General features: G+C 72.5%; 29 protein-coding genes. 21 read left to right on the top strand and 8 right to left on the bottom strand.

The features are described from left to right. Positions 1-77: 77 nt before the first annotated feature. On the bottom strand, positions 78-254 hold the full coding sequence (locus tag NUT86_RS11730) for a hypothetical protein (RefSeq protein ID WP_018090275.1): 177 nt from the start codon (positions 252-254) through the stop codon (positions 78-80). Positions 255-527: 273 nt separating this feature from the next. Here NUT86_RS11730 and NUT86_RS11725 point away from each other — a divergent pair, with 273 nt between their 5' ends. From NUT86_RS11725 to NUT86_RS11710, 4 genes are all read left to right on the top strand, one after another. Continuing rightward, positions 528-1820, top strand: a complete 1293-nt coding sequence (locus NUT86_RS11725) for an NYN domain-containing protein (protein ID WP_274735017.1) — start codon at positions 528-530, stop codon at positions 1818-1820. 161 nt (positions 1821-1981) lie between these two features. Further along, entirely contained in the window at positions 1982-2914 is a 933-nt protein-coding gene (locus NUT86_RS11720) for an ABC transporter ATP-binding protein (RefSeq protein WP_229838599.1), read from the top strand. Between the two features lie 64 nt (positions 2915-2978). Beyond that, a complete protein-coding gene (locus NUT86_RS11715; protein ID WP_026169747.1) occupies positions 2979-3800 on the top strand; it encodes an ABC transporter permease in 822 nt (273 codons plus the stop codon). 68 nt (positions 3801-3868) lie between these two features. Next, positions 3869-4576, top strand: coding sequence for an ABC transporter permease (locus NUT86_RS11710; protein ID WP_159488586.1), 708 nt, complete (start codon positions 3869-3871; stop codon positions 4574-4576). Positions 4577-4626: 50 nt separating this feature from the next. On the opposite strand, the gene ybaK is transcribed toward NUT86_RS11710, so the two are convergent. The 3 genes from ybaK to NUT86_RS11695 all read right to left on the bottom strand — a co-directional run bounded on the left by ybaK (position 4627) and on the right by NUT86_RS11695 (position 7782). Further along, complete coding sequence (ybaK, locus tag NUT86_RS11705; RefSeq protein ID WP_018090280.1) at positions 4627-5121, bottom strand: Cys-tRNA(Pro) deacylase; 495 nt, start codon at positions 5119-5121, stop codon at positions 4627-4629. 29 nt (positions 5122-5150) lie between these two features. Further along, positions 5151-5897: an LON peptidase substrate-binding domain-containing protein gene (locus NUT86_RS11700; RefSeq protein WP_093644840.1), complete on the bottom strand. Its 747-nt coding sequence runs from the start codon at positions 5895-5897 to the stop codon at positions 5151-5153. A gap of 283 nt (positions 5898-6180) precedes the next feature. Then, positions 6181-7782 (bottom strand): oxidoreductase, encoded by a 1602-nt coding sequence (locus NUT86_RS11695; RefSeq protein WP_274735012.1) that lies wholly within the window; start codon positions 7780-7782, stop codon positions 6181-6183. Positions 7783-8045: 263 nt separating this feature from the next. On the opposite strand from NUT86_RS11695, the gene hisD reads away from it, so the two are divergent. The 11 genes from hisD to NUT86_RS11645 are packed head-to-tail and all read left to right on the top strand — an operon-like array spanning position 8046 to position 14981. Further along, positions 8046-9368: a histidinol dehydrogenase gene (gene hisD, locus NUT86_RS11690; RefSeq protein ID WP_018090283.1), complete on the top strand. Its 1323-nt coding sequence runs from the start codon at positions 8046-8048 to the stop codon at positions 9366-9368. A gap of 8 nt (positions 9369-9376) precedes the next feature. Continuing rightward, complete coding sequence (locus NUT86_RS11685) at positions 9377-10495, top strand: histidinol-phosphate transaminase (protein ID WP_018090284.1); 1119 nt, start codon at positions 9377-9379, stop codon at positions 10493-10495. Further along, on the top strand, positions 10492-11085 hold the full coding sequence (gene hisB, locus NUT86_RS11680; RefSeq protein ID WP_093644834.1) for an imidazoleglycerol-phosphate dehydratase HisB: 594 nt from the start codon (positions 10492-10494) through the stop codon (positions 11083-11085). Before NUT86_RS11685 ends, hisB begins: the two co-directional genes overlap by 4 nt. Positions 11086-11088: 3 nt before the next feature. Then, positions 11089-11253 (top strand): hypothetical protein, encoded by a 165-nt coding sequence (locus NUT86_RS11675; RefSeq protein ID WP_018090286.1) that lies wholly within the window; start codon positions 11089-11091, stop codon positions 11251-11253. Continuing rightward, entirely contained in the window at positions 11244-11900 is a 657-nt protein-coding gene (hisH, locus tag NUT86_RS11670; RefSeq protein ID WP_159488590.1) for an imidazole glycerol phosphate synthase subunit HisH, read from the top strand. Before NUT86_RS11675 ends, hisH begins: the two co-directional genes overlap by 10 nt. An 8-nt stretch (positions 11901-11908) precedes the next feature. After that, a complete protein-coding gene (gene priA, locus NUT86_RS11665) occupies positions 11909-12631 on the top strand; it encodes a bifunctional 1-(5-phosphoribosyl)-5-((5-phosphoribosylamino)methylideneamino)imidazole-4-carboxamide isomerase/phosphoribosylanthranilate isomerase PriA (protein ID WP_026169748.1) in 723 nt (240 codons plus the stop codon). A 21-nt stretch (positions 12632-12652) separates the two neighbouring features. After that, the gene (locus NUT86_RS11660) at positions 12653-13060 is read left to right on the top strand and encodes a RidA family protein (RefSeq protein WP_018090289.1); all 408 of its coding nucleotides are present in this window, start codon (positions 12653-12655) and stop codon (positions 13058-13060) included. After that, positions 13057-13821: an imidazole glycerol phosphate synthase subunit HisF gene (gene hisF, locus NUT86_RS11655; protein WP_093644830.1), complete on the top strand. Its 765-nt coding sequence runs from the start codon at positions 13057-13059 to the stop codon at positions 13819-13821. The genes NUT86_RS11660 and hisF overlap by 4 nt, the downstream gene beginning before the upstream one ends. Before the next feature lie 26 nt (positions 13822-13847). Continuing rightward, complete coding sequence (locus tag NUT86_RS40440; RefSeq protein ID WP_093644828.1) at positions 13848-14117, top strand: SH3-like domain-containing protein; 270 nt, start codon at positions 13848-13850, stop codon at positions 14115-14117. Beyond that, on the top strand, positions 14110-14394 hold the full coding sequence (locus tag NUT86_RS40435) for an SH3-like domain-containing protein (protein WP_018090292.1): 285 nt from the start codon (positions 14110-14112) through the stop codon (positions 14392-14394). The genes NUT86_RS40440 and NUT86_RS40435 overlap by 8 nt, the downstream gene beginning before the upstream one ends. Beyond that, a complete protein-coding gene (locus NUT86_RS11645) occupies positions 14391-14981 on the top strand; it encodes a nitrile hydratase subunit alpha (protein ID WP_159488594.1) in 591 nt (196 codons plus the stop codon). Before NUT86_RS40435 ends, NUT86_RS11645 begins: the two co-directional genes overlap by 4 nt. A 1-nt stretch (position 14982) precedes the next feature. Here NUT86_RS11645 and NUT86_RS11640 read toward each other — a convergent pair whose 3' ends face one another. The 3 genes from NUT86_RS11640 to NUT86_RS11630 are packed head-to-tail and all read right to left on the bottom strand — an operon-like array spanning position 14983 to position 18391. Then, the gene (locus tag NUT86_RS11640) at positions 14983-15726 is read right to left on the bottom strand and encodes a succinate dehydrogenase/fumarate reductase iron-sulfur subunit (protein ID WP_018090294.1); all 744 of its coding nucleotides are present in this window, start codon (positions 15724-15726) and stop codon (positions 14983-14985) included. Next, complete coding sequence (locus NUT86_RS11635; RefSeq protein WP_274735006.1) at positions 15723-17681, bottom strand: fumarate reductase/succinate dehydrogenase flavoprotein subunit; 1959 nt, start codon at positions 17679-17681, stop codon at positions 15723-15725. The genes NUT86_RS11640 and NUT86_RS11635 overlap by 4 nt, the downstream gene beginning before the upstream one ends. 2 nt (positions 17682-17683) lie before the next feature. Beyond that, positions 17684-18391 (bottom strand): succinate dehydrogenase, encoded by a 708-nt coding sequence (locus tag NUT86_RS11630; protein WP_274735004.1) that lies wholly within the window; start codon positions 18389-18391, stop codon positions 17684-17686. Positions 18392-18486: 95 nt separating this feature from the next. On the opposite strand from NUT86_RS11630, the gene NUT86_RS11625 reads away from it, so the two are divergent. Next, positions 18487-19383: a LysR family transcriptional regulator gene (locus tag NUT86_RS11625; protein WP_274735003.1), complete on the top strand. Its 897-nt coding sequence runs from the start codon at positions 18487-18489 to the stop codon at positions 19381-19383. Positions 19384-19471: 88 nt separating this feature from the next. Beyond that, positions 19472-20104: a TIGR03085 family metal-binding protein gene (locus tag NUT86_RS11620; RefSeq protein ID WP_018090298.1), complete on the top strand. Its 633-nt coding sequence runs from the start codon at positions 19472-19474 to the stop codon at positions 20102-20104. A 45-nt stretch (positions 20105-20149) separates the two neighbouring features. Here NUT86_RS11620 and NUT86_RS11615 read toward each other — a convergent pair whose 3' ends face one another. Beyond that, complete coding sequence (locus NUT86_RS11615) at positions 20150-20293, bottom strand: hypothetical protein (RefSeq protein ID WP_158686037.1); 144 nt, start codon at positions 20291-20293, stop codon at positions 20150-20152. Between the two features lie 33 nt (positions 20294-20326). Here NUT86_RS11615 and hisI point away from each other — a divergent pair, with 33 nt between their 5' ends. The 4 genes from hisI (at position 20327) to NUT86_RS11595 (ending at position 23329) form a co-directional block, all read left to right on the top strand. Beyond that, a complete protein-coding gene (gene hisI / locus NUT86_RS11610; RefSeq protein WP_159488600.1) occupies positions 20327-20716 on the top strand; it encodes a phosphoribosyl-AMP cyclohydrolase in 390 nt (129 codons plus the stop codon). A gap of 10 nt (positions 20717-20726) precedes the next feature. Beyond that, entirely contained in the window at positions 20727-22271 is a 1545-nt protein-coding gene (locus NUT86_RS11605; RefSeq protein WP_274735000.1) for an anthranilate synthase component I, read from the top strand. 55 nt (positions 22272-22326) lie between these two features. Continuing rightward, the gene (locus NUT86_RS11600) at positions 22327-22992 is read left to right on the top strand and encodes a TIGR02234 family membrane protein (RefSeq protein ID WP_020397739.1); all 666 of its coding nucleotides are present in this window, start codon (positions 22327-22329) and stop codon (positions 22990-22992) included. 85 nt (positions 22993-23077) lie between these two features. Next, complete coding sequence (locus NUT86_RS11595) at positions 23078-23329, top strand: HGxxPAAW family protein (RefSeq protein ID WP_018090302.1); 252 nt, start codon at positions 23078-23080, stop codon at positions 23327-23329. The last annotated feature ends 196 nt before the right edge of the window (positions 23330-23525 follow it).

Raw genomic sequence — 23525 nt, 5'->3', positions numbered from 1 at the left:
CCGGCCCCGAGGGGCCGCTGTTACCCCGAGGGGCGCGCCCGATGCGGACGCGCCCCTCAACTTCCGTACGGCGTATATCAGTTGTGACCGAAGCGCCGCTGGTGCTTACGCGCAACATCCGCCGGGCTGCCCTGCGCCTGTGACCGCGCCTGGGACTGTGCCTCCAAGCTCGCCTTCTGGGCCTCCTGCTGGCCGCGCTCGGCCGCGGATGCCTTCTGCTGCTGACTGCGGTCCTGCTTCTTGTCCTTGGCCATGATCTTGCCTCCTGAGGGGGAATCCGGGATCTGGGCCGGAACCAGACTTACATGGCGGACAGACGCCTGCATTTCGGGCAATTACCGTGCGTTATATGGTTGATCACGCACTGTGCTCGACGTCCCCGCCGAATCCGCCACGCCGATGATCGAGTTCGGGCAGATAACGCCCGTACGGTCGGGCAGACTCGAAGGAAAGCCGAAGAAAACTCGTGCCATGGGCCGAGCCGGGGGGCGACCGGACTTTCAGCACCTCAGGGAAGAGGGTGGAACGTGGATCGCTGCGTCGTCCTGGTGGACGCCGGGTATTTGCTCGGTGCCGCCGCGAGTCTGCTCGCCGGAGAGCCCGCCCGTTCCAGGATCACCGTCGACCATGCCGCCCTGATCCAGGGGCTGCGCCAGCGCGCCGAGGCGGAGACCGAACGCCCGCTGCTGCGGATCTACTGGTTCGACGGAGCCCCCGACCGCGTCCCGCAGCCCGAGCACCGCAGGCTGCGGGTGATGCCCCGGGTCACCGTCCGGCTGGGTGCCCTGACCCGCAGCGACGGCCGCTGGGCGCAGAAGGGCGTGGACGCCGCCATGCACGCCGAGCTGACCGAGCTCGCCCGTAACCGCGCCTGCTCCGACATCGTGCTGGTCACCGGCGACGGCGATCTGCTGCCCGGGCTGATGTCGGCCAAGGAGCACGGCGTCGCCGTCCACCTGTGGGCCGTCCAGGCCGCGGACGGTGACTACAACCAGTCCGAGGACCTGGTCGCCGAGGCCGACGAGCGGCGGGTGTTGGACCGGACCTGGATCATCCGCGCGGTACGCGCCAAGGAGCTCGGCGGCCCCTGCGCCCCGCCGCCCGTACCCCGCCCCGAGATCGCCGCGATCCTCTCCGCGCCGCTCCCCGAGTCCGCGGCCGCGGCAGCCGCGGCGGTCGCCGCGGCCGGCCCCGAATCCGCCGAGCACACCCATGAGCACAACGGCGCCAACGGCGTCTCCCGTCCCGCGGCCGCCGCCGGGAACGGGACGGCCACAGGCGGTGAGCCCGGCGCCGCCGGCTCCAAGGTCGTGCCCACCCCCAAGGACCTGGCCGGACTCGGCCGGGCCCACGCCGCGGGCCAGCAGCCCGCCGGTACGGGTCCGGCGCCCGCGGCGGGCGCCACTCTGCGCTGGTCGTCCGACAAGGGCTGGGTCGAGCGCGGCGGACCGGCCGGCGAGCCGGACGGGACCGCCTCCCTGCCGACCCTCGCCCAGCTCACCAGCGCCGAGCAGCGCTGGGCCGACCGCGAGGAGGACATCACCGCCGTCAGCGGCGACCCCTTCGAGGTCGGCCAGGTCTTCGCCCGCCGCTGGACCGACCGGCTCTCCGACACCGCGCATCTCCAGCAGCTGTCCACGGAGTACCCGCGCATCCCGCACCGGATCGACGGTGAACTGCTGCGCTACGCCGCCCGGTTCGGCCTGCTCGCCCACAAGGACGACCAGATCGACGAGCACGACCGCTATGCGATCCGGGCCGGTTTCTGGCGCGAGGTCGATCTGCGGACGGCCGCCGAGCACGCTCCGGCCGGGGACTGACGGCCCGGACGGTCCCGGTCCCGGCTCGCCCGCCGGAGCCCCGCGGGCCGGAGGCGGGCCGGGGACGCGTACCCTCATAGCTCGTGAGGACGGGCGCAAAACAGGTGGAGCGCGGGGTGCCGGTGTGCGCCGTGCGGGACCTGGTCAAGACGTACCCCGCGATGCGCGGGCGCCGCGGGGCGGCACAGGCGCCCGCCGTACGCGCCAACGACGGCATCACCCTGGATGTGCACCGCGGAGAGATCTTCGGGCTGCTCGGCCCCAACGGCGCCGGCAAGTCCACCCTGGTGCGCCAGCTCACCGGACTGCTGCGCCCCGACTCCGGCGGTATCTCCGTATTGGGCCATGACCTGGTGCGCCACCCGGAGCGGGCCGCCCGGCTGCTCGGCTACCTGGGACAGGAATCCACCGCGCTGGACGAGATGACGGTCGCGCTGGCCGTGGAGACCACCGGCCGGCTGCGCGGTCTCGGTGCCCGCGAGGCGCGCGCCGAGCGGGACGCGGTGATCGACGAGCTGGGCCTCGCGGACCTGACCGGGCGGGCGCTGAAGAAGCTGTCCGGCGGACAGCGCCGGCTGGCCTGCTTCGCCACCGCGCTGATCGGCGAGCGGCCGCTGCTGGTGCTGGACGAGCCGACCACCGGGATGGACCCGGTCGCGCGGCGCTCCGTATGGGCCGCGGTGGACCGGCGCCGGGCCGAGCGCGGTGTCACGGTGGTGCTGGTGACGCACAACGTCCTGGAGGCCGAGAGCGTGCTCGACCGGGTGGCGGTGATCGACCGCGGCCGGGTCATCGCCTGCGACACGCCCGGGGGACTGAAGGAAATGGTGAGCGACGAGGTGCGGCTGGAGCTGGTGTGGCGCGACCGCCCGCCGCTGGACGTGCCCGAGGTCGCCGCCCTCCAAGCCGCCGCACACGCCTCCGGCCGCCGCTGGACCCTCCGTCTCCCCGCCGACCGGGCCCGCTCCGCCGTCGCCGCCGTCACCGCGGGCCCCGCCTTCGCCGCCCTCGACGACTTCACCCTCGCCACGCCGAGCCTGGAAGATGTGTACCTGGCCCTCGGCGGCCGTGCCGAGGGGCTGGTCAAGGCGTGAACGGGGACCGCTCCGGCGGACGTATGAACTACCACGGGGGCAGCGAGGAAGGCGTGATGACAGCGTGAGTGTGGTTCCCGTGCAGGCGGTGGCCGGGGCGGCTCCGGCGACCGGAGCGCGAGACGAGGAGGCGGCCCCGCTGGCGCCGCGCGCCCGTCTGGTGCCCGCGCTGGTCGCCGTCTACCGTGCCCAGCTCTCCCGGGCCCGGGTCGCACGGATCCCGCTGCTGTTCGTCGCGACCTTCCAGTCCATCGGGATCATGGTCCTGCTGCGCGGGGTGGTCGACGGCGGCGAACCGGCGCGGGCCGTGGTGTCCGGCTCCAGCGTGCTGGTCGTCGCCTTCGTGGCGCTCAATCTGCTCGCCCAGTACTTCGGCCAGCTGCGGGCCGGCGGCGGACTCGACCACTACGCGACGCTGCCGGTGCCGCCGGCCGCCGTGGTGCTCGGCGCCGCCGCGGCCTACGCCTCGTTCACCGTGCCGGGGACGGTGGTCACCGCGATCACCGGCTGTGTGCTCTTCCAGCTGCCGATGACCCATCTGTGGGTGCTGGCCGCGGTGCTCCCGCTCGCCGGGGCGGCGCTGGCCGGTCTCGGCGCGGCCCTCGGCCTGCTCGCCCCGCGCCAGGAACTCGCCACGCTCTGCGGCCAGTTGGGCATGTCGGCGGCGCTGCTGCTGGGCGTCCTGCCGGCCGAGCGGATGCCCGCGGTGATCGGCTGGGCCCGCGATCTGCTGCCCTCGACGTATGGCGTGGAGGCGCTGGCGCGCAGCTTCGACCCGCACCCGGACTGGGTCGCGGTCGGCGCCGACCTGGGCGTCTGCGCGGCCGTCGGGGTGCTCTCGCTGGCCGTCGCCACCTGGGCCTACCGACGGGCGGCGACCCGATGAGCGGTCCCACCACACCGAACGGGCGTCCTGCTTCCGGTCCCACCAGCCCCACCTGGCACGATGACGGTGTGACCGCACCGCTGACGCCCCGCGACAACCAACCGCCCGAAGAGCCCCGGCACCCCGAGGCCGCGCCCGCGGCCGACCACGGCGGTCTCGGCGGTCCCGAGCTGGCCCGCGAGCTGCGCGAGGGCGCGCTGATCGCGCTCCTGGTCGCGGCGACCGGTGTGCTGCTCGGCCTGCTGTGGAACTGGCTCGCGCCGCATGTCCCGCTGATCGCGGACACCCGCAACGTCTACCTCAAGAACACCGAGGGCGAGGAGTCGATCGGCGCGGACGGCACCTTCCTCCTGCTGGCCTTCGCCTTCGGTGTGCTCACCACCGCCGCGGTCTTCCTCTTCCGCCGCCGGGGCGGGATTCCGCTGGTCGTGGCGCTGGTCGTGGGCGGACTGCTCGGCGCGGCGCTGGGCTGGCTGACCGGGATGTGGCTGGGTCCCACCCCGGACGTGGCCGAGCACGCCAAGCAGGTCGGCCCTGGCGTGGCCTTCGACGGCCCGCTGCGGCTGCAGGCCAAGGGCGCCCTGCTGGCCTGGCCGATCGGGGCGATGCTCACCCAGCTGGTGCTGTCCGCGCTGTTCGGGCCGCCCGACCCGGAGCCGGAGGTGCCGTACTGGCTCCAGGGGCAGCAGGGACCGCAGGGGCAGCAGGAACAGCAGCCGGAGGTGCCGCAGTGGCTCCGGGAGAACCACGAGCAGCGGCCGCCCTCCGAGGGCTGAGCCACACGGAGCTCCGGGGCGGCCGGTCCACCGGCCGCCCCGCCGTACGTTCAGCCGCGGGCGATCGGCGCGAGGTGCGCCCCCGTGAGCGCCACCAGGTCCTCCGGCGACAGCTCGACCTCCAGCCCGCGCCGCCCCGCCGAGACACAGACCGTCGGCCGGCCCTCGGCCGAGGCGTCCACGACCGTGCGCAGCCGCTTGCGCTGCCCCAGCGGCGAGATCCCGCCCCGGACGTAGCCCGTGCTGCGCTCGGCCGCCGCCGGGTCGGCCATCGTGGCCCGCTTGCCGCCCACCGCGGCCGCCAGCGCCTTGAGGTCCAAGGACCCCGACACCGGGACCACGGCGACCGTCAGGGTGCCGTCGACGTCCGCCAGCAGGGTCTTGAACACCTGGTCGGGCGCGACGCCCAGGGCCTCGGCGGCCTCCTCGCCGTACGACGGGGCGGCCGGGTCGTGCTCGTAGGAGTGCGTGGTGAACGGGACGCCGGCCGCGGTGAGGGCGACCGTCGCCGGGGTGCCGACGGACTTCTTGGACTTCTTCGCCAACGTCTTCGTGCCTCGCTCGGGCCGGTCGTTCAGTTGGGGCTGGTCGGCTGCCGGGTCAGATCCACGGCCGGCAGCGACGGGAGCTTACCGAGCAGCGCCGACTCCTGGCGAAGGAGTTTCAGCTCCTGCCCCAGCCGGGCCGCGGTGTCCGGCGCCTCCAGCAGCAGCTGCTTGGCGGGCACGTCCAGCACGGCCGCCGCGGCGACCAGGTACGACAGCACGGACGGGTCGGCCGGCAGATCCTGCCCGCTCGACAGGGTCCGCTCGTTCGCCCAGGCCAGCCGCTTCTGATAGGTACGGAACGCCCGCACGACGCCGGAGGCGAGCGCGCCGGCGCCCTCTCCCTCGCCGTCCTCCAGCTCCTCCACCTCACCGGTCAGATACGGCCCCGAGGCGTCCACCGACAGCAGCCGGAAGCGGGTGGTGCCGGTGGCGAGGACCTCGTAGCCGGTGTCGTCGGCGGACGACTTCTCCCGGATGGTGGCCGCGTCGGCGATACAGCCCACGGTGTGGAACGCCTGTATCGGGTCGTCACCGAAGCCGGCGGCGGGACCGTCCGCGGCCGGCAGGGTGCTGTCCGGCATGCCCTGCGCGGTGGCGGCGACCTCCCGGCCGTCCCGGATCGCGATCACCGCGAAGCGGCGGTCGTCCTCGGGCACCGCGCTCAGGTCACGCATCATGGCCCGGTACCGCGCCTCGAAGACGTTCAGCGGGAGCACGAGTCCCGGGAACAGCACCGAGTTCAGCGGGAAGAGCGGTAGGCGCACGGAGGTCACAGCCCGTAAGCCTAGACGCTGCGCTCTGCTGTGTTCCCACGTGGTCGGGAATCCTCGCCGTGGGGGTTTCTCGCCGTGGCGCCTGCGGCGGGCCGGTCCGCTGCGCGGGGCTGTCGGGGTGCGGTGACGGGCCTGCGCGGGTGGGGGTGTCCGGACTGCTTCGCTTGACGTCCGGACACCCCCACCCGCTCCGGCCCGTCCCCTCCCGTTGAGGGGTGGGGAAAACGGCGGGAGGGGGTGCACGTCGGTGGCCGGGTGTGCCTTGTCGGTCGCGGTGAACCGGCTATTGCCGCCGCAGCAGCCGGGACGCACCGGCCGCGACCGTCGTGGCGAGCACCCAGCCCGCCAGGATGAGCACCGCGGCCGCCCACTGCGCACCGCCGCCCGGCTTCCAGGCGGCGCTCTGATTGAGGTCTATCACCGGCAGCAGCAGGTCGAGGGAGTAGAGATACGGATTCCAGGGCGGCGCCTCGCCCGTCTTGAGGGGCGGCGGCGGGGACATCGAGAAGTAGATCGTGCCGATCGCCCACAGGATGGCCATCCACACCGCGGCCCGCCCCGGGCGGTAGCCGTAGGCCACCGTCCAGTCCTGCAGGACCCCCCAGGCCTTCGCCGCCAGCGGCAGCGTCTCGCGGCGGCGCCGCTGCTTGGCCAGCAGGACCTCGCGGGCGTCGGAGTCCTCCCCGGTGGTGCGCAGCGAGGCGGCGAGCATCTCGTACGGCTCGGGTGCGTACTCGGGGGTCGCCGCGGCCACCCACTGCAGCCGCAGGGAGAGCGGGAAGTGGCCGCGCGGGATCAGCGTCTCGTAGGCGAAGCCGGCCATCCACAGCCCGCCGAGCCCCGGCCAGCTCGCCGACTTGTCGACGAGATTGACCACCCGGGCGCCGGAGAGGATCACCCGGCCGCGCTGCGGCCGCTCACCGAGGAACCGCAGCTCGGGCGTCTGGATGCGGCGCAGCGACAGCTCCTGGTCGGACTCCATGATGAACCGGGCGTGCTCGAAGTCGACCGCGTCACCGAAGCGCCCGTCGTCCAGGCGCATCCCGCCCTCGCACTCGAAGCGCTGCACACGGGTGCCGCGCGACGGGGTGTGCACGGTGCCGTACGGGGGAGTGGCGCTGCTGGAGAACGGGGAGTTGGCCAGGCCTGCGGCGGTCAGATAGAGGGTGCGCTCGACGGTCAGCTGCGGGGCGTTCAGGGCCCGGCGGCCGAAGGGGTTGCTCAGCCGGCTGCCGCGCAGGCTCAGCGACACGCCGATGGTGGCGCCGCGCAGGGACAGCTCCCCGTAGGACTCCAGCATCTCGGCCTGCAGGTCCTGGGTGACGGTCAGCCCGTCCGCCATGATCGACCGGCCCTGCCGGTCCTTGTGCACCACGGTCTGATTGAGCATCAGGTCCGTGCCGATATGGGCGTCGGTGAGCCGGATGCCGGACTGCACCACACAGCGCGGCAGATGGAGATCGCCCTCGGTCTGCAACCGGGCCGCCTCCACCCGGGGTATCGCGCAGTTCACCAGCCGCAGGGTGGTGAACCGGCTCTCGGGGAGTACGACCTCGGCCTCGAAGCGGCAGTCCCGCAGCTCCACGAATGGCTTGATCGCACCGCCCGCAACGTCGAGAGTGTCCGTGATGTACGCCCCGGTGATCTTGAGTGCGGAGACCCGGCCGGGCTGCGCGGGCGGCCCGTCGAGCAGCAGCAGCGCCACGACCCGGGCCCGCACCCGGCGCTCGGCGCCCCACAAATGCTGCCCGTGCGGATCGTCCCTGGCCGGATCGCCGATGTGCAGATCGCAGGTGCTGCCGTTGCGGAAGGCCTGCCACATGCTCCATTCCGCGGATGTCAGCTGCAGGTCGGCGGGCGCGTCGCCGTCCCCGGGCTCGGTCACAGTGGGTCCCCCTTGCTCTCCCGTGGTGTGTCGCAACCTGTTCGGACGCATTTCGTGCACCGGTCGTCGTGCGTCCCGCAGGTCTCCCCGTACGCCGTTGTGTGGCCCTTGCCCGCCCCGTGACTGCTTGAACACGCGTGGTCAGGGCCAACTCCGGTCAACTTCGAACGGCCGGGTCACGATGCGTCCGGGGTGTGCTCCGCTGTGTATCACTGAGTGATACGGCCGGTCGGGCCCCGGAGCGGGTCTGAGACACTGGGAGGGTGATCTCCCGAATCGACCTGCGCGGTGACGCCCTTCCCGAGGGCGGCGCCCTGCGCGACCTGCTGCCCCGTGCCGAGTTCGACGTGGAAGCCGCCCTGGAGAAGGTGCGGCCCATCTGCGAGGACGTACGCCATCGCGGCACCGCGGCGCTGATCGATTGTGCGCGGCGGTTCGACGGCGTCGAGATCGACCGGGTGCGGGTGCCCGCCGAGGCCCTGCAGAGCGCGCTCGCGGAGCTGGACCCGGCCGTCCGGGCCGCCCTGGAGGAGTCCATCCGGCGCGCCCGGATCGTCCACCGCGAACAGCGCCGCACGGACGTGACTACCAAGGTCGTCCCCGGCGGCACGGTCACCGAACGCTGGGTGCCCGTCGAGCGGGTGGGGCTCTATGTCCCCGGCGGCCTCGCGGTCTACCCGTCCTCGGTGGTCATGAACGTCGTCCCGGCGCAGGAAGCCGGCGTCGAGGGCATCGCCGTGTCCTCCCCGCCGCAGAAGGAGTTCGGCGGCCGCCCGCACCCGACCATCCTCGCCGCCTGCGCCCTGCTCGGCGTCGATGAGGTCTACGCGGCCGGCGGCGCCCAGGCCATCGCGATGTTCGCGTACGGCACCGAGGAGTGCCTGCCGGTCAACCTCGTCACCGGCCCCGGCAACATCTACGTCGCCTCCGCCAAGCGCCTGCTCAAGGGCCGGATCGGCATCGACGCCGAGGCCGGCCCGACCGAGATCGCGGTCCTCGCTGACGCCACCGCCGACCCCGAGCACGTCGCCGCCGACCTGATCAGCCAGGCCGAGCACGACACCCTCGCCGCCGCCGTCCTGGTCACCGACTCCACCGAGCTGGCCGACGCCGTCGACGAGGCGCTGAAGCGGCAGGTCGCGGCGACCAAGCACATCGAGCGGATCACCGAGGCGCTGGGCGGCCGGCAGTCCGCGACCGTCCTGGTCGACGGCCTCGACGAGGGCCTCAAGGTCGTGGACGCCTACGGCGCCGAACACCTGGAGATCCAGACCGCCGACGCCACCGCCGTGGCCGCCCGGGTCCGCAACGCCGGTGCGGTCTTCGTCGGCCCGTACGCCCCGGTCTCGCTCGGCGACTACTGCGCCGGCTCCAACCACGTGCTGCCCACCGGCGGCTGCGCCTGCCACTCCTCCGGGCTGTCCGTGCAGTCCTTCCTGCGCGGTATCCATGTCGTGGACTACTCGCGCGACGCGCTGGCCGAGGTTGCCCACCATGTGGTGACCCTCGCCGAGGCCGAGGACCTTCCGGCCCACGGCGCCGCGCTGAAGGCCAGGTTCGACTGGAAGGTCCCGCAGAGCAAGTGAGCAGGCACGTGACCCGTATCGACGATCTCCCCATCCGGGACGAGCTGCGCGGCAAGTCCCCCTACGGCGCACCGCAGCTGGACGTCCCGGTGCGGCTGAACACCAACGAGAACCCCTACCCGCTGCCCGAGCCGCTGGTCCGGCGGATCGCCGAGCGGGTGACCGAGGCCGCCCGGGAGCTCAACCGCTACCCCGACCGGGACGCGGTCGAGCTGCGCACCGAGCTGGCCCGCTACCTCACCCGCACCGCCGGCCACGAGGTCACCAAGGACCAGGTGTGGGCCGCCAACGGCTCCAACGAGATCCTCCAGCAGCTGCTGCAGACCTTCGCCGGCCCCGGCCGCACCGCCATCGGCTTCGAGCCGTCGTACTCCATGCACGGGCTGATCTCCCGCGGCACGGGCACCGGCTGGATCTCCGGCCCGCGCAACGACGACTTCACCATCGACGTCGAGGCGGCCGTGGCGGCCATCGCCGAGCAGCGGCCCGACGTGGTCTTCATCTGCTCGCCGAACAACCCCACCGGCACCGCCGTCGAGGCCGGCACCGTGCTCGCGCTGTACGAGGCGGCGCAGGCGGCCCGCGCCGATGCCGCCGGGGCCCTGGTGGTGGTCGACGAGGCCTACGGCGAGTTCAGCCACCGGCCCTCGCTGCTGCCGCTGATCGAGGGGCGGCCGAATCTGGTCGTCTCCCGGACGATGTCCAAGGCCTTCGGCGCCGCCGGGCTGCGGCTGGGCTATCTGGCCGCCGACCCCGCCGTGGTCGACGCCGTCCAGCTCGTCCGGCTCCCGTACCACCTCTCGTCCGTCACCCAGGCCACCGCACTGGCCGCGCTGGAGCACACCGACACGCTCCTGAAGTACGTCGAGCAGCTCAAGACCGAGCGGGACCGCCTGGTCACCGAGCTGCGGGCGACCGGCTGCCAGGTCGTCGACTCCGACGCCAACTTCGTGCAGTTCGGCCTCTTCGAGGACGCCCACGCCACCTGGCAGGCGATCCTCGACCACGGCGTCCTGGTCCGTGACAACGGCGTACCGGGCTGGCTGCGGGTCACCGCCGGCACCCCGGCCGAGAACGACGCGTTCCTCGACGCGGTTCGCGCAGTACTGAAGGAGAGCAAGCGATGACCCGCGTAGGACGCGTGGAGCGCACGACGAAGGAAACGTCCGTGCTCGTCGAGATCGACCTCGACGGCAGGGGGGACGTGGAGGTCTCGACAGGCGTCGGCTTCTACGACCACATGCTCGACCAGCTCGGCCGGCACGGCCTGTTCGACCTCAAGGTCAAGACCGACGGCGATCTGCACATCGACACCCACCACACCATCGAGGACACCGCCCTCGCCCTGGGTGCCGCCTTCAAGCAGGCTCTCGGCGACAAGTCCGGCATCTACCGCTTCGGCAACTGCACCGTCCCCCTGGACGAGTCGCTCGCCCAGGTGACCGTCGACCTCTCCGGACGCCCGTACCTGGTGCACACCGAGCCGGAGAACATGGCGCCGATGATCGGCTCCTACGACACGACGATGACCCGGCACATCTTCGAGTCCTTCGTCGCCCAGGCCCAGATAGCGCTGCACATCCACGTCCCGTACGGCCGCAACGCCCACCACATCGTGGAGTGCCAGTTCAAGGCGCTGGCCCGCGCCCTGCGGTACGCCAGCGAGCGCGACCCGCGGGCGGCCGGGATCATCCCCTCCACCAAGGGAGCCCTGTAGCCCGTGAACGGCCTCTCCACCGTCTTCATCCTGGTCGGGCTCTTCCTCCTCGGCGGCGTCTACTCCTTCTGGAAGCAGGAGCTGCCCAAGAGCCTGATCGTCCTGCTGTCCATCGGCTCGGCGATGTGCCTGGCCGCCGGCGTCCTGCGGCTGGGGGTATGGAATTGACCGCCTCGGCATCCCGTAAGAAGGTCGTCGTCTTCGACTACGGCTTCGGCAACGTCCGCTCCGCCGAGCGTGCCCTGGCGCACGTCGGCGCCGATGTGGAGATCACCCGGGACTACGACCGGGCGATGAACGCCGAGGGACTGCTGGTCCCCGGTGTCGGCGCGTTCGCCTCCTGCATGGCCGGGCTGAAGGAGGCCCGCGGTGACTGGCTCGTCGGCCGCCGGCTGGCCGGCGGCCGCCCCGTCATGGGCATCTGCGTCGGTATGCAGATCCTCTTCGGCCGGGGCATCGAGCACGGTGTGGAGACCGAGGGCCTGGACGAGTGGCCCGGCACGGTCGGCCCGCTCAAGGCCGACATCGTGCCGCACATGGGCTGGAACACCGTCGCCGCCGCCGAGGGCTCGCAGCTCTTCGCCGGTCTGCCCGCCGACGCCCGCTACTACTTCGTGCACTCCTACGCGGTGCACGACTGGGAGCTGGAGGTCGGCAACCCGCATATCGCCGCGCCCAAGGTCACCTGGGCCACGCACGGCGAGCCCTTCGTGGCCGCGGTCGAGAACGGTCCGCTGTGGGCCACCCAGTTCCACCCCGAGAAGTCCGGCGACGCCGGCGCCCAGCTCCTGACCAACTGGATCAACACCCTGTGAGCCCCCTGATGCCGAAGCTCGAACTCCTCCCCGCCGTCGACGTCCGCGACGGCCAGGCCGTCCGCCTCGTCCACGGCGAGTCCGGCTCCGAGACCTCCTACGGCGACCCGCTGGAGGCGGCCCTCGCCTGGCAGCGGTCCGGCGCCGAATGGCTGCACCTCGTCGACCTCGACGCCGCCTTCGGCACCGGCGACAACCGCGCGCAGATCGCCGAGGTCGCCCGCTCCATGGACATCAAGGTCGAGCTGTCCGGCGGCATCCGCGACGACGACACGCTCGCCGCGGCCCTCGCCACCGGCTGCCGCCGGGTCAACCTCGGCACCGCCGCGCTGGAGACCCCCGAGTGGGTCGCCAAGGTCATCGCCGAGCACGGTGACAAGATCGCGGTCGGCCTGGACGTCCGCGGCACCACGCTGCGCGGCCGCGGCTGGACCCGCGACGGCGGCGACCTCTACGAGACGCTGGCCCGCCTCGACGCCGAGGGCTGCGCCCGCTACGTCGTCACCGACATCAACAAGGACGGCACCCTCCAGGGCCCCAACCTGGAGCTGCTGCGCAACGTCTGCGCCGCCACCGACCGTCCGGTGGTCGCCTCCGGCGGTGTCTCCTCGCTCGACGACCTGCGGGCACTCGCCACCCTGGTGCCGGAAGGTGTCGAGGGCGCGATCGTCGGCAAGGCGCTCTATGCGAAGGCGTTCACCCTCGAAGAGGCGCTGGCAGCAGTGTCGTAACCGCGAACGAAAGGCGGCGTGATGACCATCGAGCGCGTACGGACCGACAGTCCCTGGGAAGAGAAGATCGGCTTCGCACGCGCCGTGGCGGCCGGTGACCGGGTCCTGGTCGCCGGCACGATGCCACTGGTCGACGGCGTCCTGCAGGGTGAGGGCGACCCCTATGTGCAGACCAGGGTCGCCTTCACCAACGCACTGGAGGCACTCACCCCCTTCGGCCTGGGCGCCGAAGCGGTCCTCCGCACCCGTATGTACCTCACTCATCTACGCGATGTGGACGCGGCCGGCCGCGCCCACCGGGAGCTGTTCGCCGCCATGCCGCCCGCCTCGACCCTGGTCGTGGTCTCCGGCTTCGTCGACTCCCGCGTCCTGGTCGAAGTAGAACTGGAAGCTTTCCGAGAACTGTCAGAGAGGCCTGAACCGACATGACCCTGGCGGTCCGAGTCATCCCTTGCCTGGACGTCGACAACGGCCGGGTCGTCAAGGGCGTCAACTTCCAGAACCTGCGGGACGCCGGCGACCCCGTCGAGATGGCGAGGATCTACGGGGACGAGGGCGCCGACGAGCTGACCTTCCTCGACATCAGCGCCTCCTCCGGCAACCGTGAGACCACCTACGACGTGGTCCGCCGCACCGCCGAGCAGGTCTTCATCCCGCTGACGGTCGGCGGCGGTGTCCGCACCCCCGAGGACGTCGACAAGCTGCTGCGGGCCGGCGCCGACAAGGTCGGGGTCAACACCGCCGCCATCGCCCGCCCCGACGTGATCCGCGAGATCGCCGAACGCTTCGGCAGCCAGGTCCTGGTCCTCTCGGTCGACGCCCGCCGTACCGACGCGGGGACGCCGTCCGGATACGAGGTCACCACCCACGGCGGCCGCCGCGGCACCGGTATCGACGCCGTCGAATGGGCCCACCGCGCCGCCGAGCTGGGCGCCGGCGAGATCCTCCTCAACTCCATGGACGCCGACGGCACCAAGGACGGCTACGACGTCGAGATGATCGAGGCGGTCCGCAAGCACGTCACCATCCCGGTGATCGCCTCCGGCGGCGCCGGCAAGCTCGACGACTTCGCCCCGGCCGTCGCGGCCGGCGCCGACGCGGTCCTGGCCGCCTCCGTCTTCCACTTCGGCGATCTGCGCATCTCCCAGGTCAAGGACGCCCTGCGGGGGGCGGGTCACCCGGTGCGCTGACCGCGGCGTACGCCTAGGCTCGCCCCATGAGCCGTGTCAACGATGTGGGTGGCCAGTCGGGGTTCGGGGCCCTGGAGATCGAGGCGGACGAACCGCCGTTCCATGCCGACTGGGAGGCGCGGGTGTTCGCGCTGAACTCCGTGCTGGTGCGGAACGGGGTCTACCGGCTCGACGAGTTCCGGGACGCCGTCGAGCGGATGGCCCCGCAGGAGTATCTGGCGGCGTCGTACTACGAGCGCTGGCTCCATGCGATCGAGACGCTGCTCGCCGAACGGGGGCTGCTCGGCGATGGCTGAATTCCGGGCGGGGGAGCGGGTGCGGGTGCGCGCCGTCGACCCGGTGGGGCACACCCGGGTGCCGCGGTATGTGCGCGGACACAGGGGGCGGATCGTCGAGTGCCAGGGGCGGTGGGCGCTCGCCGACGAGTGCGCGGCCGGGGTCGCCGAGCCGCGGACCGAGCCCGTCTACACCGTGGCCTTCGCCGCGGCCGACCTGTGGGGCGAGGGCGGTCATGAGGTCACGGTCGACCTCTGGGAGTCGTACATCGAGCGGGTACGGGAGGACGGGGCATGAGCGGCGGGCACACGAGTACACCGGTGGCGGCGCGGGTCAGGCGGCTGGAGGCGCGGCTGATCGAGGCCGGGGTGGTCGCCGAGGCGCAGCTGGACGCGGCGCTCGCCGCGATGCTGAAGGGGGCCTCGCCGGTCAACGGGGCGCGGATCGTGGCGCGGGCCTGGACCGACGCCGGGTTCCGCGAGCGGCTGCTGGCCGACGCGAACGCGGCGCTGCCCGAGGTCGGGCTCTCGATGGCGGGCGGTATCCAGGAGCAGCGGCTCAAGGTCGTCGAGAACACCGCCACCACGCACCACGTCCTCGTGTGCACGCTGTGCTCCTGCTATCCGATCGGGCTGCTGGGGCCGTCGCCGTCCTGGTACAAGAGCGAGGCCTACCGCTCGCGGGTGGTGCGCGAACCCCGCGCCGTCCTCGCCGAGTTCGGGCTGGAGCTGCCGGACGACACCGCGATCACGGTGTGGGACTCCAGCGCGGAGAGCCGCTACATGGTCCTGCCACGGCGGCCCGGGGGCACCGAGGGGCACAGCGAGCCGGAGCTGGCCGCGCTCGTCACCCGGGAAGGGCTCATCGGGACCGCCGCGGTCTGACTCAGCGGACCTTCCGCGCCGCCCGTACGAACTCACGGTTCATCGCCGTGATGCTGAACAGCGGGATGCCCTTGGGGCAGGCGGTGGCGCACTCCCCGGTGAGGGTGCAGCCGCCGAAGCCCTCCTCGTCCATCTGCGCCACCATGTCCAGCACCCGGGTCCCGCGCTCGGGCGCGCCCTGCGGCAGCACATTGAGGTGGTTCACCTTGGCGGAGGTGAACAGCATCGCGGCACCGTTCGGGCAGGCCGCCACGCAGGCGCCGCAGCCGATGCACTCGGCGTGCTCGAACGCGGCGTCGGCGGCCGGCTTCGGCACGGGGGTCGCATGGGCCTCGGGCGCGGACCCGGTCGGCGCGGTGATGTAGCCGCCGGCCTGGATGATCCGGTCGAAGGCGGAGCGGTCGACGACCAGGTCCTTGACGACCGGGAACGCCGCGGCGCGCCACGGCTCGATGTCGATGGTGTCGCCGTCGCGGAAGGACCGCATGTGCAGCTGACAGGTCGTCGTGTGCTCCGGGCCGTGCGCCGCACCGTTGATGACGAGCGAGCAGGCGCCGCAGATGCCCTCGCGGCAGTCGTGGTCGAAGGCGACCGGGTCGTCGCCGCTGAGGATCAGCTCCTCGTTGAGGGTGTCGAGCATCTCCAGGAACGACATGTCCGGCGAGATGCCGTCGACCTCGTAGGTGGACATGGCGCCGTCGGTGTCGGCGTTCTGCTGGCGCCAGACGCGCAGGGTGAGCCTCATGCGTAGCTCCGCTGGGTGGGGTGGACGTACTCGAAGACCAGGTCTTCCTTGTGAAGGGTGGGGGCCTCGCCGGTGCCGGTGAACTCCCAGGCGGCCGCGTAGGAGAACTCCTCGTCCCGGCGGGCCGCCTCGCCGTCCGGTGTCTGCGACTCCTCCCGGAAGTGGCCGCCGCAGGACTCGGCCCGGTGCAGGGCGTCCAGGCACATCAGCTCGGCGACCTCCAGGTAGTCGACGAGGCGGTTGGCCTTCTCCAGGGACTGGTTGAACTCCTCGCCGGTGCCCGGCACCTTGAGGCGGCGCCAGAACTCCTCGCGGATCTGCGGGATCCGGCCGAGGGCCTTGCGCAGGCCCTCGTCGGTGCGGGCCATCCCGCAGAACTCCCACATCAGCTCGCCGAGTTCCCGGTGGAAGGAGTCGGGCGTACGGTCACCGCCGACGGCGAGCAGCCGCGCGAGCCGGTCCTCGGTCTCCCGCACGGCCCGAGTGACCACCGGGTGGTCCGCGGCGACCTCGTCGTGGTGCGGATGGCGCGCCAGGTAGTCGTTGATGGTGGACGGCAGGACGAAGTAGCCGTCGGCCAGCCCCTGCATCAGGGCGGACGCGCCGAGCCGGTTCGCCCCGTGATCGGAGAAGTTGGCCTCGCCGATCGCGAACAGGCCCGGGACGGTGGTCTGCAGGTCGTAGTCGACCCACAGGCCGCCCATCGTGTAGTGCACGGCGGGGTAGATCCGCATCGGCACCTCGTACGGGTTCTCCGCGGTGATCCGCGCGTACATGTCGAAGAGGTTGCCGTACTTCTCCTCGACCTTCGCCCGGCCCATGCGCCGGACGGCGTCCGCGAAGTCGAGGTAGACGCCCTGCCCGCCGGGGCCGACCCCGCGGCCCTCGTCGCAGACGTTCTTCGCGGCACGGGAGGCGATGTCCCGCGGTACGAGATTGCCGAAGGACGGGTAGCTGCGCTCCAGGTAGTAGTCGCGCTCGTCCTCGGGGATCTCGGCGGGCGGCCGGGTGTCGCCCTTGGCCTTCGGCACCCAGATCCGGCCGTCGTTGCGCAGCGACTCGCTCATCAGCGTCAGCTTCGACTGGTGGTCGCCGGTGCGCGGGATGCAGGTGGGGTGGATCTGGGTGAAGCAGGGGTTGGCGAAGTACGCGCCGCGCCGGTGCGCCCGCCACACGGCGGTCGCGTTGGAGTTCATGGCGTTCGTCGAGAGGTGGAAGACGTTGCCGTATCCGCCGGACGCGAGGACCACGGCGTCCGCGAAGTAGGTGCTGACCGTCCCGGTGACCAGGTCCCGGGCGACGATGCCGCGGGCGCGCCCGTCGACGACGAGGAGGTCCAGCATCTCGGTGCGCGGATGCAGTTCCACGTTCCCGGCGGCGATCTGCCGCGACAGCGCCTGGTAGGCACCGAGCAGCAGTTGCTGGCCCGTCTGGCCGCGGGCGTAGAAGGTCCGGGACACCTGGACGCCGCCGAAGGAGCGGGTGTCGAGCAGACCGCCGTACTCCCGCGCGAAGGGGACGCCCTGGGCGACGCACTGGTCGATGATCTCGACGGAGATCTGCGCGAGCCGGTGGACGTTCGACTCGCGGGCCCGGAAGTCGCCGCCCTTGACGGTGTCGTAGAACAGCCGGTGGACCGAGTCGCCGTCGTTGCGGTAGTTCTTCGCCGCGTTGATGCCGCCCTGCGCGGCGATCGAATGGGCGCGCCGCGGCGAGTCCTGGTAGCAGAACTGCACCACGTGGTAGCCCTGTTCGGCGAGCGTGGCGCCGGCCGAGCCGCCCGCGAGGCCGGTGCCGACCACGATGACGGTGTGCTTGCGGCGGTTGGCGGGGTTGACGAGCTTCGCCTCGAAGCGCCGGGTGTCCCAGCGCCCGGCGACGGGTCCGGCCGGCGCCTTGGTGTCGGCGACCGGCTCCCCGGTCGTGTAGGCGGTGTAGTCGGGGTAAGGGGCCATGCTCAGCTCACCACTCCGGTCATGACGGCGACGGGTACGGAGATGAAGCCCACGGTCAGCACCAGTGCGAGGGCATGGGCGAGGGTCTTCAGGAGGCGGTCGCGGGCCCGGCTGCCGACGCCGAGCGTCTGTGCGGCGCTCCAGAAGCCGTGCCGGATGTGCAGTCCGAGCGCCAGCATCGCGACGCAGTAGATGACGTTGCCGTACCAGGTCGAGAAGGTGTCCACGACGTTCTGGTACGGGCGGCCGGACTGGAAGCCCCCGGAGTGCACGGTGCCGGTCGTCAGGTCGAGGAGGTGCCAGACGATGAACAGGCCGAGGGTGATCCCGCCCCAGCGCATGGTGCGGGTGGCGTAGCTGGTCCGGGCCTTCTTGTGCACATAGTTGCTGGGGCGCGCCCTGATGTCGCGGCGGCTCAGCTGGTAGGCGGACGTGGCGTGCGCGACGACGGCGGCCACGAGGACGACGCGGACCAGCCACAGCGTCCACTCTTCGTGCATGAACGGTTCGCCGACGATGCGCAGCCAGTGGGCGTAGCCGTTGAACTCGGCCGCCCCGAAGAAGATCTTCAGGTTGCCGAGCATGTGGACGACCAGGTAGAGCAGCATGATCACACCGCTCACGGCCATCACCGTCTTCTTGCCGACGGTCGAGCCCCACAGCAGGCCCGCGAAGGACGGCCGTCGGTCCGCCCGTGTGTCCAGTGCCATGGGTCCCGACCGTAAGGACCGGTCCGCCCATCAGTCCAAGACATGGTGCGGCTCATCTCCATAGGCTCTGCCTATCGATGCCGTACCGTCGCCTCATGCAGCTGCAGCAGCTCCGCTACTTCACCGCCGTGGCCGACACCCGGCACTTCACCCGCGCCGCCGAGCGCGAACATGTCGCCCAGCCCTCCCTGTCCCAGCAGATCCGCTCCCTGGAACGGGAGTTGGGGGCGGAGCTCTTCCACCGGGCCCGCGGTCACATCACCCTCACCGATGCCGGCGAGACCCTGCTGCCGCTCGCCCGGCGCATCCTCGCCGACGCCGAGACCGCCCGCCGCGAGGTCCAGGAGGTCGCCCAGCTGCGCCGTGGCCGGCTCCGCCTCGGCGCCCCGCCCAGCCTCTGCGCCAGCCTCGTCCCCGACGTCCTGCGCGCCTTCCACGCCGGCTATCCCGGCGTGGACCTGATCGTCACCGAGGACGGCTCGCAGGACCTGGTCCGGGTGCTGGCCGACGGCGCCCTGGACCTGGCCCTGATCATCACCCCGCTCCCGGTCCAGGCCCCCGCCCTGGCCACGACCGAGCTGCTGCGCGAGGAACTCGTCGTGGTCTCCGCCCCCGACCGCCCCGCCCCCGTCGGCCGGCGCACCCGCATCCGGGTGGAGGATCTGCGCGGCCGGCCGCTGGCGATGTTCCGCCGCGGCTACGACCTGCGGGAATTCACCACCGCGGCGTGCCGGGCGGCCGGTTTCGAGCCGACCTTCACCGTCGAGGGCGGCGAGATGGACGCGGTCCTCGGCTTCGTCCGGGCCGGGCTGGGTGTCGCCGTGGTGCCCAGCATGGTCGCCGCCCGCTCCGGCCTGCGGATCACCCGTTTCTCGACACCCGGAATGCACCGCGTGGTGTCCGTCGCCCACCGGGGCGATGTCTCCCCGCCGCGGGCCGCCCGGGAGCTGGAGCGCATCCTGATGGAGCATGTGGACCCGGGCCTGTCCTGAGCGGGCCGGGCCCGGCGGCCGGGTGCGGCCGGGCGGCCACCGGCGCGGCCCCGTGGCAGGGCTGCGGGGCCGGTCGTAGGCTGGCCGCATGTCGACCCATGCGAAGCGTGAACGGCTCCTTCTCGCCGACCTGTTGGAAAGCGCCGGCCCCGAGGCGCCGACGCTGTGTGAGAACTGGAGCGCGCGGGACCTGGCCGCGCATGTGGTGGTGCGCGAGCGGCGCGCCGACGCGGCCGGCGGGCTCCTCGTCAAACCGCTGGCCGCCCGGCTGGAGCGGGTGCAGGCGGAGTTCGCCGGCAAGCCGTACGGGGAGCTGATCCAGCTGATCAGGACCGGTCCGCCGCGGATGTCGCCGTTCGCGCTGAAGCAGATCGACGAGGCGTCCAACACCGTCGAGTTCTACGTCCACGCCGAGGACGTCCGGCGCGCCCAGCCGGACTGGGCCGCGCGGGAGCTGGACCCCGTTTTCGCGGACGCCCTGTGGTCCAGGATCGAGCGGATGGCCCGGGTGCTGGGCCGGAAATCGCCGGTGGGCCTGGTGCTGCGGCGGCCGGACGGGCGGACGGCGGTGGCCCATCGCGGCACCCCGGTGGTCACGGTCGTCGGCGAACCGGGCGAGCTGACGATGTTCGCCTTCGGCCGGCAGGAGGTCGCCGATGTGGCGCTGGACGGCGACAAGGACGCGATCGACCGGCTGCGGGCGGCGAAGCTGGGGATGTGAGCCCGCCTCTGAGCCCGCTTCCCTGAGCCCGCCTCCCGGCCCGGCCTACGAGTGGAGCACCACCACCGCGACCACCACGGCCACCACCACCGCCGCCACGAACACCGCACCCAGCACCCGCGCCGCCACCCGTGCGGCGCGGTCAGGATCCGGCGGCGGTGGCGGCACGGACGGCTGCTGAGGATGCATGCCTGCAGGATGCCGCACGGCACAATGGACACCATGAGCAGCCGCGCCACCACCCCGGTCACCACCCCCGCCCTCGACCCCGCCATCGCCGCCCGCCTCAAGCGCGGCGCCGACGGTCTGGTCCCGGCCATCGCCCAGCAGTACGACACCGGTGAGGTGCTGATGCTCGGCTGGATGGACGACGAGGCGCTGCGCCGCACCCTGACCACCGGCCGCTGCACGTACTGGTCCCGCAGCCGCCAGGAGTACTGGGTCAAGGGCGACACCTCCGGCCACGTCCAGCACGTGAAGTCGGTGGCGCTGGACTGTGACGCCGACACCGTCCTGGTCCGGGTCGACCAGGTCGGCGCCGCCTGCCACACCGGCGACCGCACCTGCTTCGACGCGGACGTTCTTGCCACCCGGGACGGCCAGGACCAGTAGGCTCCGCGCCATGACCACGGGAACCACCGGCACCGCCCTTCCGGACCTCGACACCTTCCGCACCCTCGCCAAGGACCGGCGGGTCATCCCCGTCACCCGGCGGCTGCTCGCGGACGGCGACACACCGGTCGGGCTCTACCGCAAGCTCGCCGCCGAGCGCCCCGGCACCTTCCTCCTGGAATCCGCCGAGAACGGCCGTACGTGGTCGCGCTACTCCTTCATCGGCGTCCGCAGCGCCGCCACCCTCACCACCCGCGACGGGCAGGCGCACTGGCTCGGCACCCCGCCCGTCGGCGTGCCCACCGAGGGGGACCCGCTCGCCGCGCTGCGCGCCACCGTCGAGGCCCTGCACACCCCCCGGGACCTCATCGAGGGCGAGGGGCTGCCGCCGTTCACCGGCGGCATGGTCGGCTACCTCGGCTACGACATCGTGCGCCGCCTGGAGAAGATCGGCGAGCAGACCGCCGACGACCTCCGGCTGCCCGAACTGACCATGCTGCTCACCTCCGACCTCGCCGTCCTCGACCACTGGAGCGGCACGGTCCTGCTGATCGCCAACGCGATCAACCACAACGACCTCGACACCGGTATCGACGAGGCCTACGCGGACGCGGTGGCCCGCCTGGACACCATGGCCGACGACCTCGCCCGGCCCGCGCCCCCCAGCGCCGCCGCCCTGCCGCCGTCCGAGGTCCCGCCGTACACCGCCAAGTGGGGCGGCGCCGCCTACCAGGACGCCGTCGAGGACATCAAGGAGCGCATCCGGGCCGGTGAGGCCTTCCAGGTCGTACCCTCCCAGCGCTTCGAAACCCCGTGCACGGCGAGCGCGTTGGACGTCTACCGGGTGCTGCGGGCCACCAACCCCAGCCCGTACATGTACCTCTTCCGCTTCGAGGGCCCCGACGGCGGCGACGACGGCGCCTTCGACGTGGTGGGCTCCAGCCCCGAGGCGCTGGTGAAGGTCGAGGACGGCCGGGCCATGGTCCACCCCATCGCCGGGACCCGTCCGCGCGGCGCGTCCGTACAGGAGGACCAGGCGCTGGCGGACGAGCTGATGGCCGACCCCAAGGAGCGCGCCGAGCATCTGATGCTGGTCGACCTGGGCCGCAACGACCTGGGCCGGGTCTGCGAACCGGGCAGTGTCGAGGTCGTCGACTTCATGTCCGTGGAGCGCTACAGCCACGTCATGCACATCGTCTCGACGGTCACCGGGCAGGTCGCCGAGGGCCGTACCGCCTTCGACGTGCTCACCGCCTGCTTCCCCGCGGGCACCCTCTCCGGCGCCCCCAAGCCGCGTGCCCTGCAGATCATCGAGGAGCTGGAGCCGTCCCGGCGCGGTCTGTACGGCGGCTGTGTCGGCTATCTCGACTTCGCCGGCGACTCCGACACCGCCATCGCGATCCGCACCGCCCTGCTGCGCCACGGCACCGCCTACGTCCAGGCGGGCGCCGGGGTCGTCGCCGACTCCGACCCGGTGGCCGAGGACACAGAGTGCCGCAACAAGGCGGCCGCGGTGCTCCGGGCCGTGCATACGGCCAACCACCTGGGCAAGTAGCCCGCACCACCCCCGCGCACCGGCCCCCGGCGGCCGGTGCGCGATAGTGGTACGCGTGAGTGCCGCATCCCAGACCCCCACCGACACCGTGCCGCCGGGCGATTCCGGGTCCGCGCCGGCCCGGCCCGTGCGCCGCGCGCACCGCAGCCTCGCCCTGGCGCTGCTGGCCGGCGCGGCCGGCGCCGGCCTGGCGCTGCTGGCCTCCGGCCGCACCTGGGCCGAGGGCTCCGCGGTGCTGGCCCAGGGCGAGTTGCCCCGCACGGTGACCGGCGCCGATGTGACCGGTGTGCCCGGCGCGCTGGCCGTCGTCGGGCTGGCCGCGCTGGTCGCCGTCTTCGCGGTCCGCCGGGCCGGCCGGATCGCGGTCGCCGCCCTGCTGACGCTCAGCGGTGTGGGCGTCGCCGTCGCCGCCGTGCTGGGCAACTCCGACACCTCGGCGCTGCGCGAGAAGGCCGCCACCGCGGTCGGGCTGACCGGAACCGATGTGCATCACGTCACGCACACCGGATGGCCGTGGGTGGCCGCGGCCGGCGGGCTGCTGCTGCTGGTCGCCGGACTGCTGGCGCTGGTCCACGGACGCCACTGGCCCGCGATGTCGGGCCGTTACGAGCGGACGCCCGGCGGCGCACGCGGCCCACGGCGGGCCCCGGCCGCGCCGGATCTGGACCGTCCCGAGGAGATCTGGAAGTCCCTGGACCGCGGTGAGGACCCCACCCGGTAACGGTGCTCCGCCCGGCATCGGTGACAATGGCCGACGAGGATCATCGCGCCCGGACCCGGCGCGGACAGAGCATCGAGGAGCATTCATGTCGAGCAGTGGCCACGGACACACCCCCGCCGCCTGGACCGGCGTCATCATCTCGTTCATCGGCTTCTGCGTCGCCGGAGCCTTCATCGTGCTGGCGAATGTGCCCGGCTTCTGGGCCGGCATGGCGCTGATCGGCCTCGGTGCCCTCGTGGGCGGTCTGATGCGCATGGCTGGTCTGGGCTCGGAGCCCAAGCGCTCGGCCAAGCCGCGCCCCCAGGCGCAGGCACAGCCGCAGCCGCAGGAGGGCTGAGCCCCCGCTCCATGGCGCCGGGGCCCGGCGCCACTCCCGCAGCACCTCCCGAAGGCGCCGCTTCCCGGCCCGTACGCACCGTGGTGCCGTACCCGCCGTCCGTGACCGTTCCGTACGGCGGCCGAGAAGCTGCGCCTTCGTGTGTCCGGCCGGACAATCAGCACGTGAGCCAACCCGCGGCCCGGCCCGATGCCTC

The sequence above is a fragment of the Streptomyces sp. G7(2002) genome (genome assembly GCF_028870195.1).
In the GTDB taxonomy this organism is placed as follows: Bacteria; Actinomycetota; Actinomycetes; order Streptomycetales; family Streptomycetaceae; genus Streptomyces; species Streptomyces nigrescens.
The sequence above is the reverse complement of the archived record's forward strand: the minus strand, read 5'-3'. Positions and strand labels throughout refer to the sequence as shown.

Excerpts from the sequence above, each read along its gene's own strand:
- NUT86_RS11605 (WP_274735000.1), top strand. The coding sequence starts at position 20,727 with ATGACCACGGGAACCACCGGCACCGCCCTTCCGGACCTCGACACCTTC.
- NUT86_RS40440 (WP_093644828.1), top strand. The coding sequence starts at position 13,848 with ATGAGCCGTGTCAACGATGTGGGTGGCCAGTCGGGGTTCGGGGCCCTG.
- NUT86_RS11635 (WP_274735006.1), bottom strand. The coding sequence starts at position 17,681 with ATGGCCCCTTACCCCGACTACACCGCCTACACGACCGGGGAGCCGGTC.
- NUT86_RS11660 (WP_018090289.1), top strand. The coding sequence starts at position 12,653 with ATGACCATCGAGCGCGTACGGACCGACAGTCCCTGGGAAGAGAAGATC.
- NUT86_RS11625 (WP_274735003.1), top strand. The coding sequence starts at position 18,487 with ATGCAGCTGCAGCAGCTCCGCTACTTCACCGCCGTGGCCGACACCCGG.
- NUT86_RS11730 (WP_018090275.1), bottom strand. The coding sequence starts at position 254 with ATGGCCAAGGACAAGAAGCAGGACCGCAGTCAGCAGCAGAAGGCATCC.
- NUT86_RS11615 (WP_158686037.1), bottom strand. The coding sequence starts at position 20,293 with ATGCATCCTCAGCAGCCGTCCGTGCCGCCACCGCCGCCGGATCCTGAC.
- NUT86_RS40435 (WP_018090292.1), top strand. The coding sequence starts at position 14,110 with ATGGCTGAATTCCGGGCGGGGGAGCGGGTGCGGGTGCGCGCCGTCGAC.
- NUT86_RS11595 (WP_018090302.1), top strand. The coding sequence starts at position 23,078 with ATGTCGAGCAGTGGCCACGGACACACCCCCGCCGCCTGGACCGGCGTC.
- hisH (WP_159488590.1), top strand. The coding sequence starts at position 11,244 with ATGGAATTGACCGCCTCGGCATCCCGTAAGAAGGTCGTCGTCTTCGAC.
- hisF (WP_093644830.1), top strand. The coding sequence starts at position 13,057 with ATGACCCTGGCGGTCCGAGTCATCCCTTGCCTGGACGTCGACAACGGC.
- NUT86_RS11630 (WP_274735004.1), bottom strand. The coding sequence starts at position 18,391 with ATGGCACTGGACACACGGGCGGACCGACGGCCGTCCTTCGCGGGCCTG.
- NUT86_RS11720 (WP_229838599.1), top strand. The coding sequence starts at position 1,982 with ATGCGCGGGCGCCGCGGGGCGGCACAGGCGCCCGCCGTACGCGCCAAC.
- hisB (WP_093644834.1), top strand. The coding sequence starts at position 10,492 with ATGACCCGCGTAGGACGCGTGGAGCGCACGACGAAGGAAACGTCCGTG.
- priA (WP_026169748.1), top strand. The coding sequence starts at position 11,909 with ATGCCGAAGCTCGAACTCCTCCCCGCCGTCGACGTCCGCGACGGCCAG.
- NUT86_RS11645 (WP_159488594.1), top strand. The coding sequence starts at position 14,391 with ATGAGCGGCGGGCACACGAGTACACCGGTGGCGGCGCGGGTCAGGCGG.
- hisI (WP_159488600.1), top strand. The coding sequence starts at position 20,327 with ATGAGCAGCCGCGCCACCACCCCGGTCACCACCCCCGCCCTCGACCCC.
- NUT86_RS11640 (WP_018090294.1), bottom strand. The coding sequence starts at position 15,726 with ATGAGGCTCACCCTGCGCGTCTGGCGCCAGCAGAACGCCGACACCGAC.
- NUT86_RS11620 (WP_018090298.1), top strand. The coding sequence starts at position 19,472 with ATGTCGACCCATGCGAAGCGTGAACGGCTCCTTCTCGCCGACCTGTTG.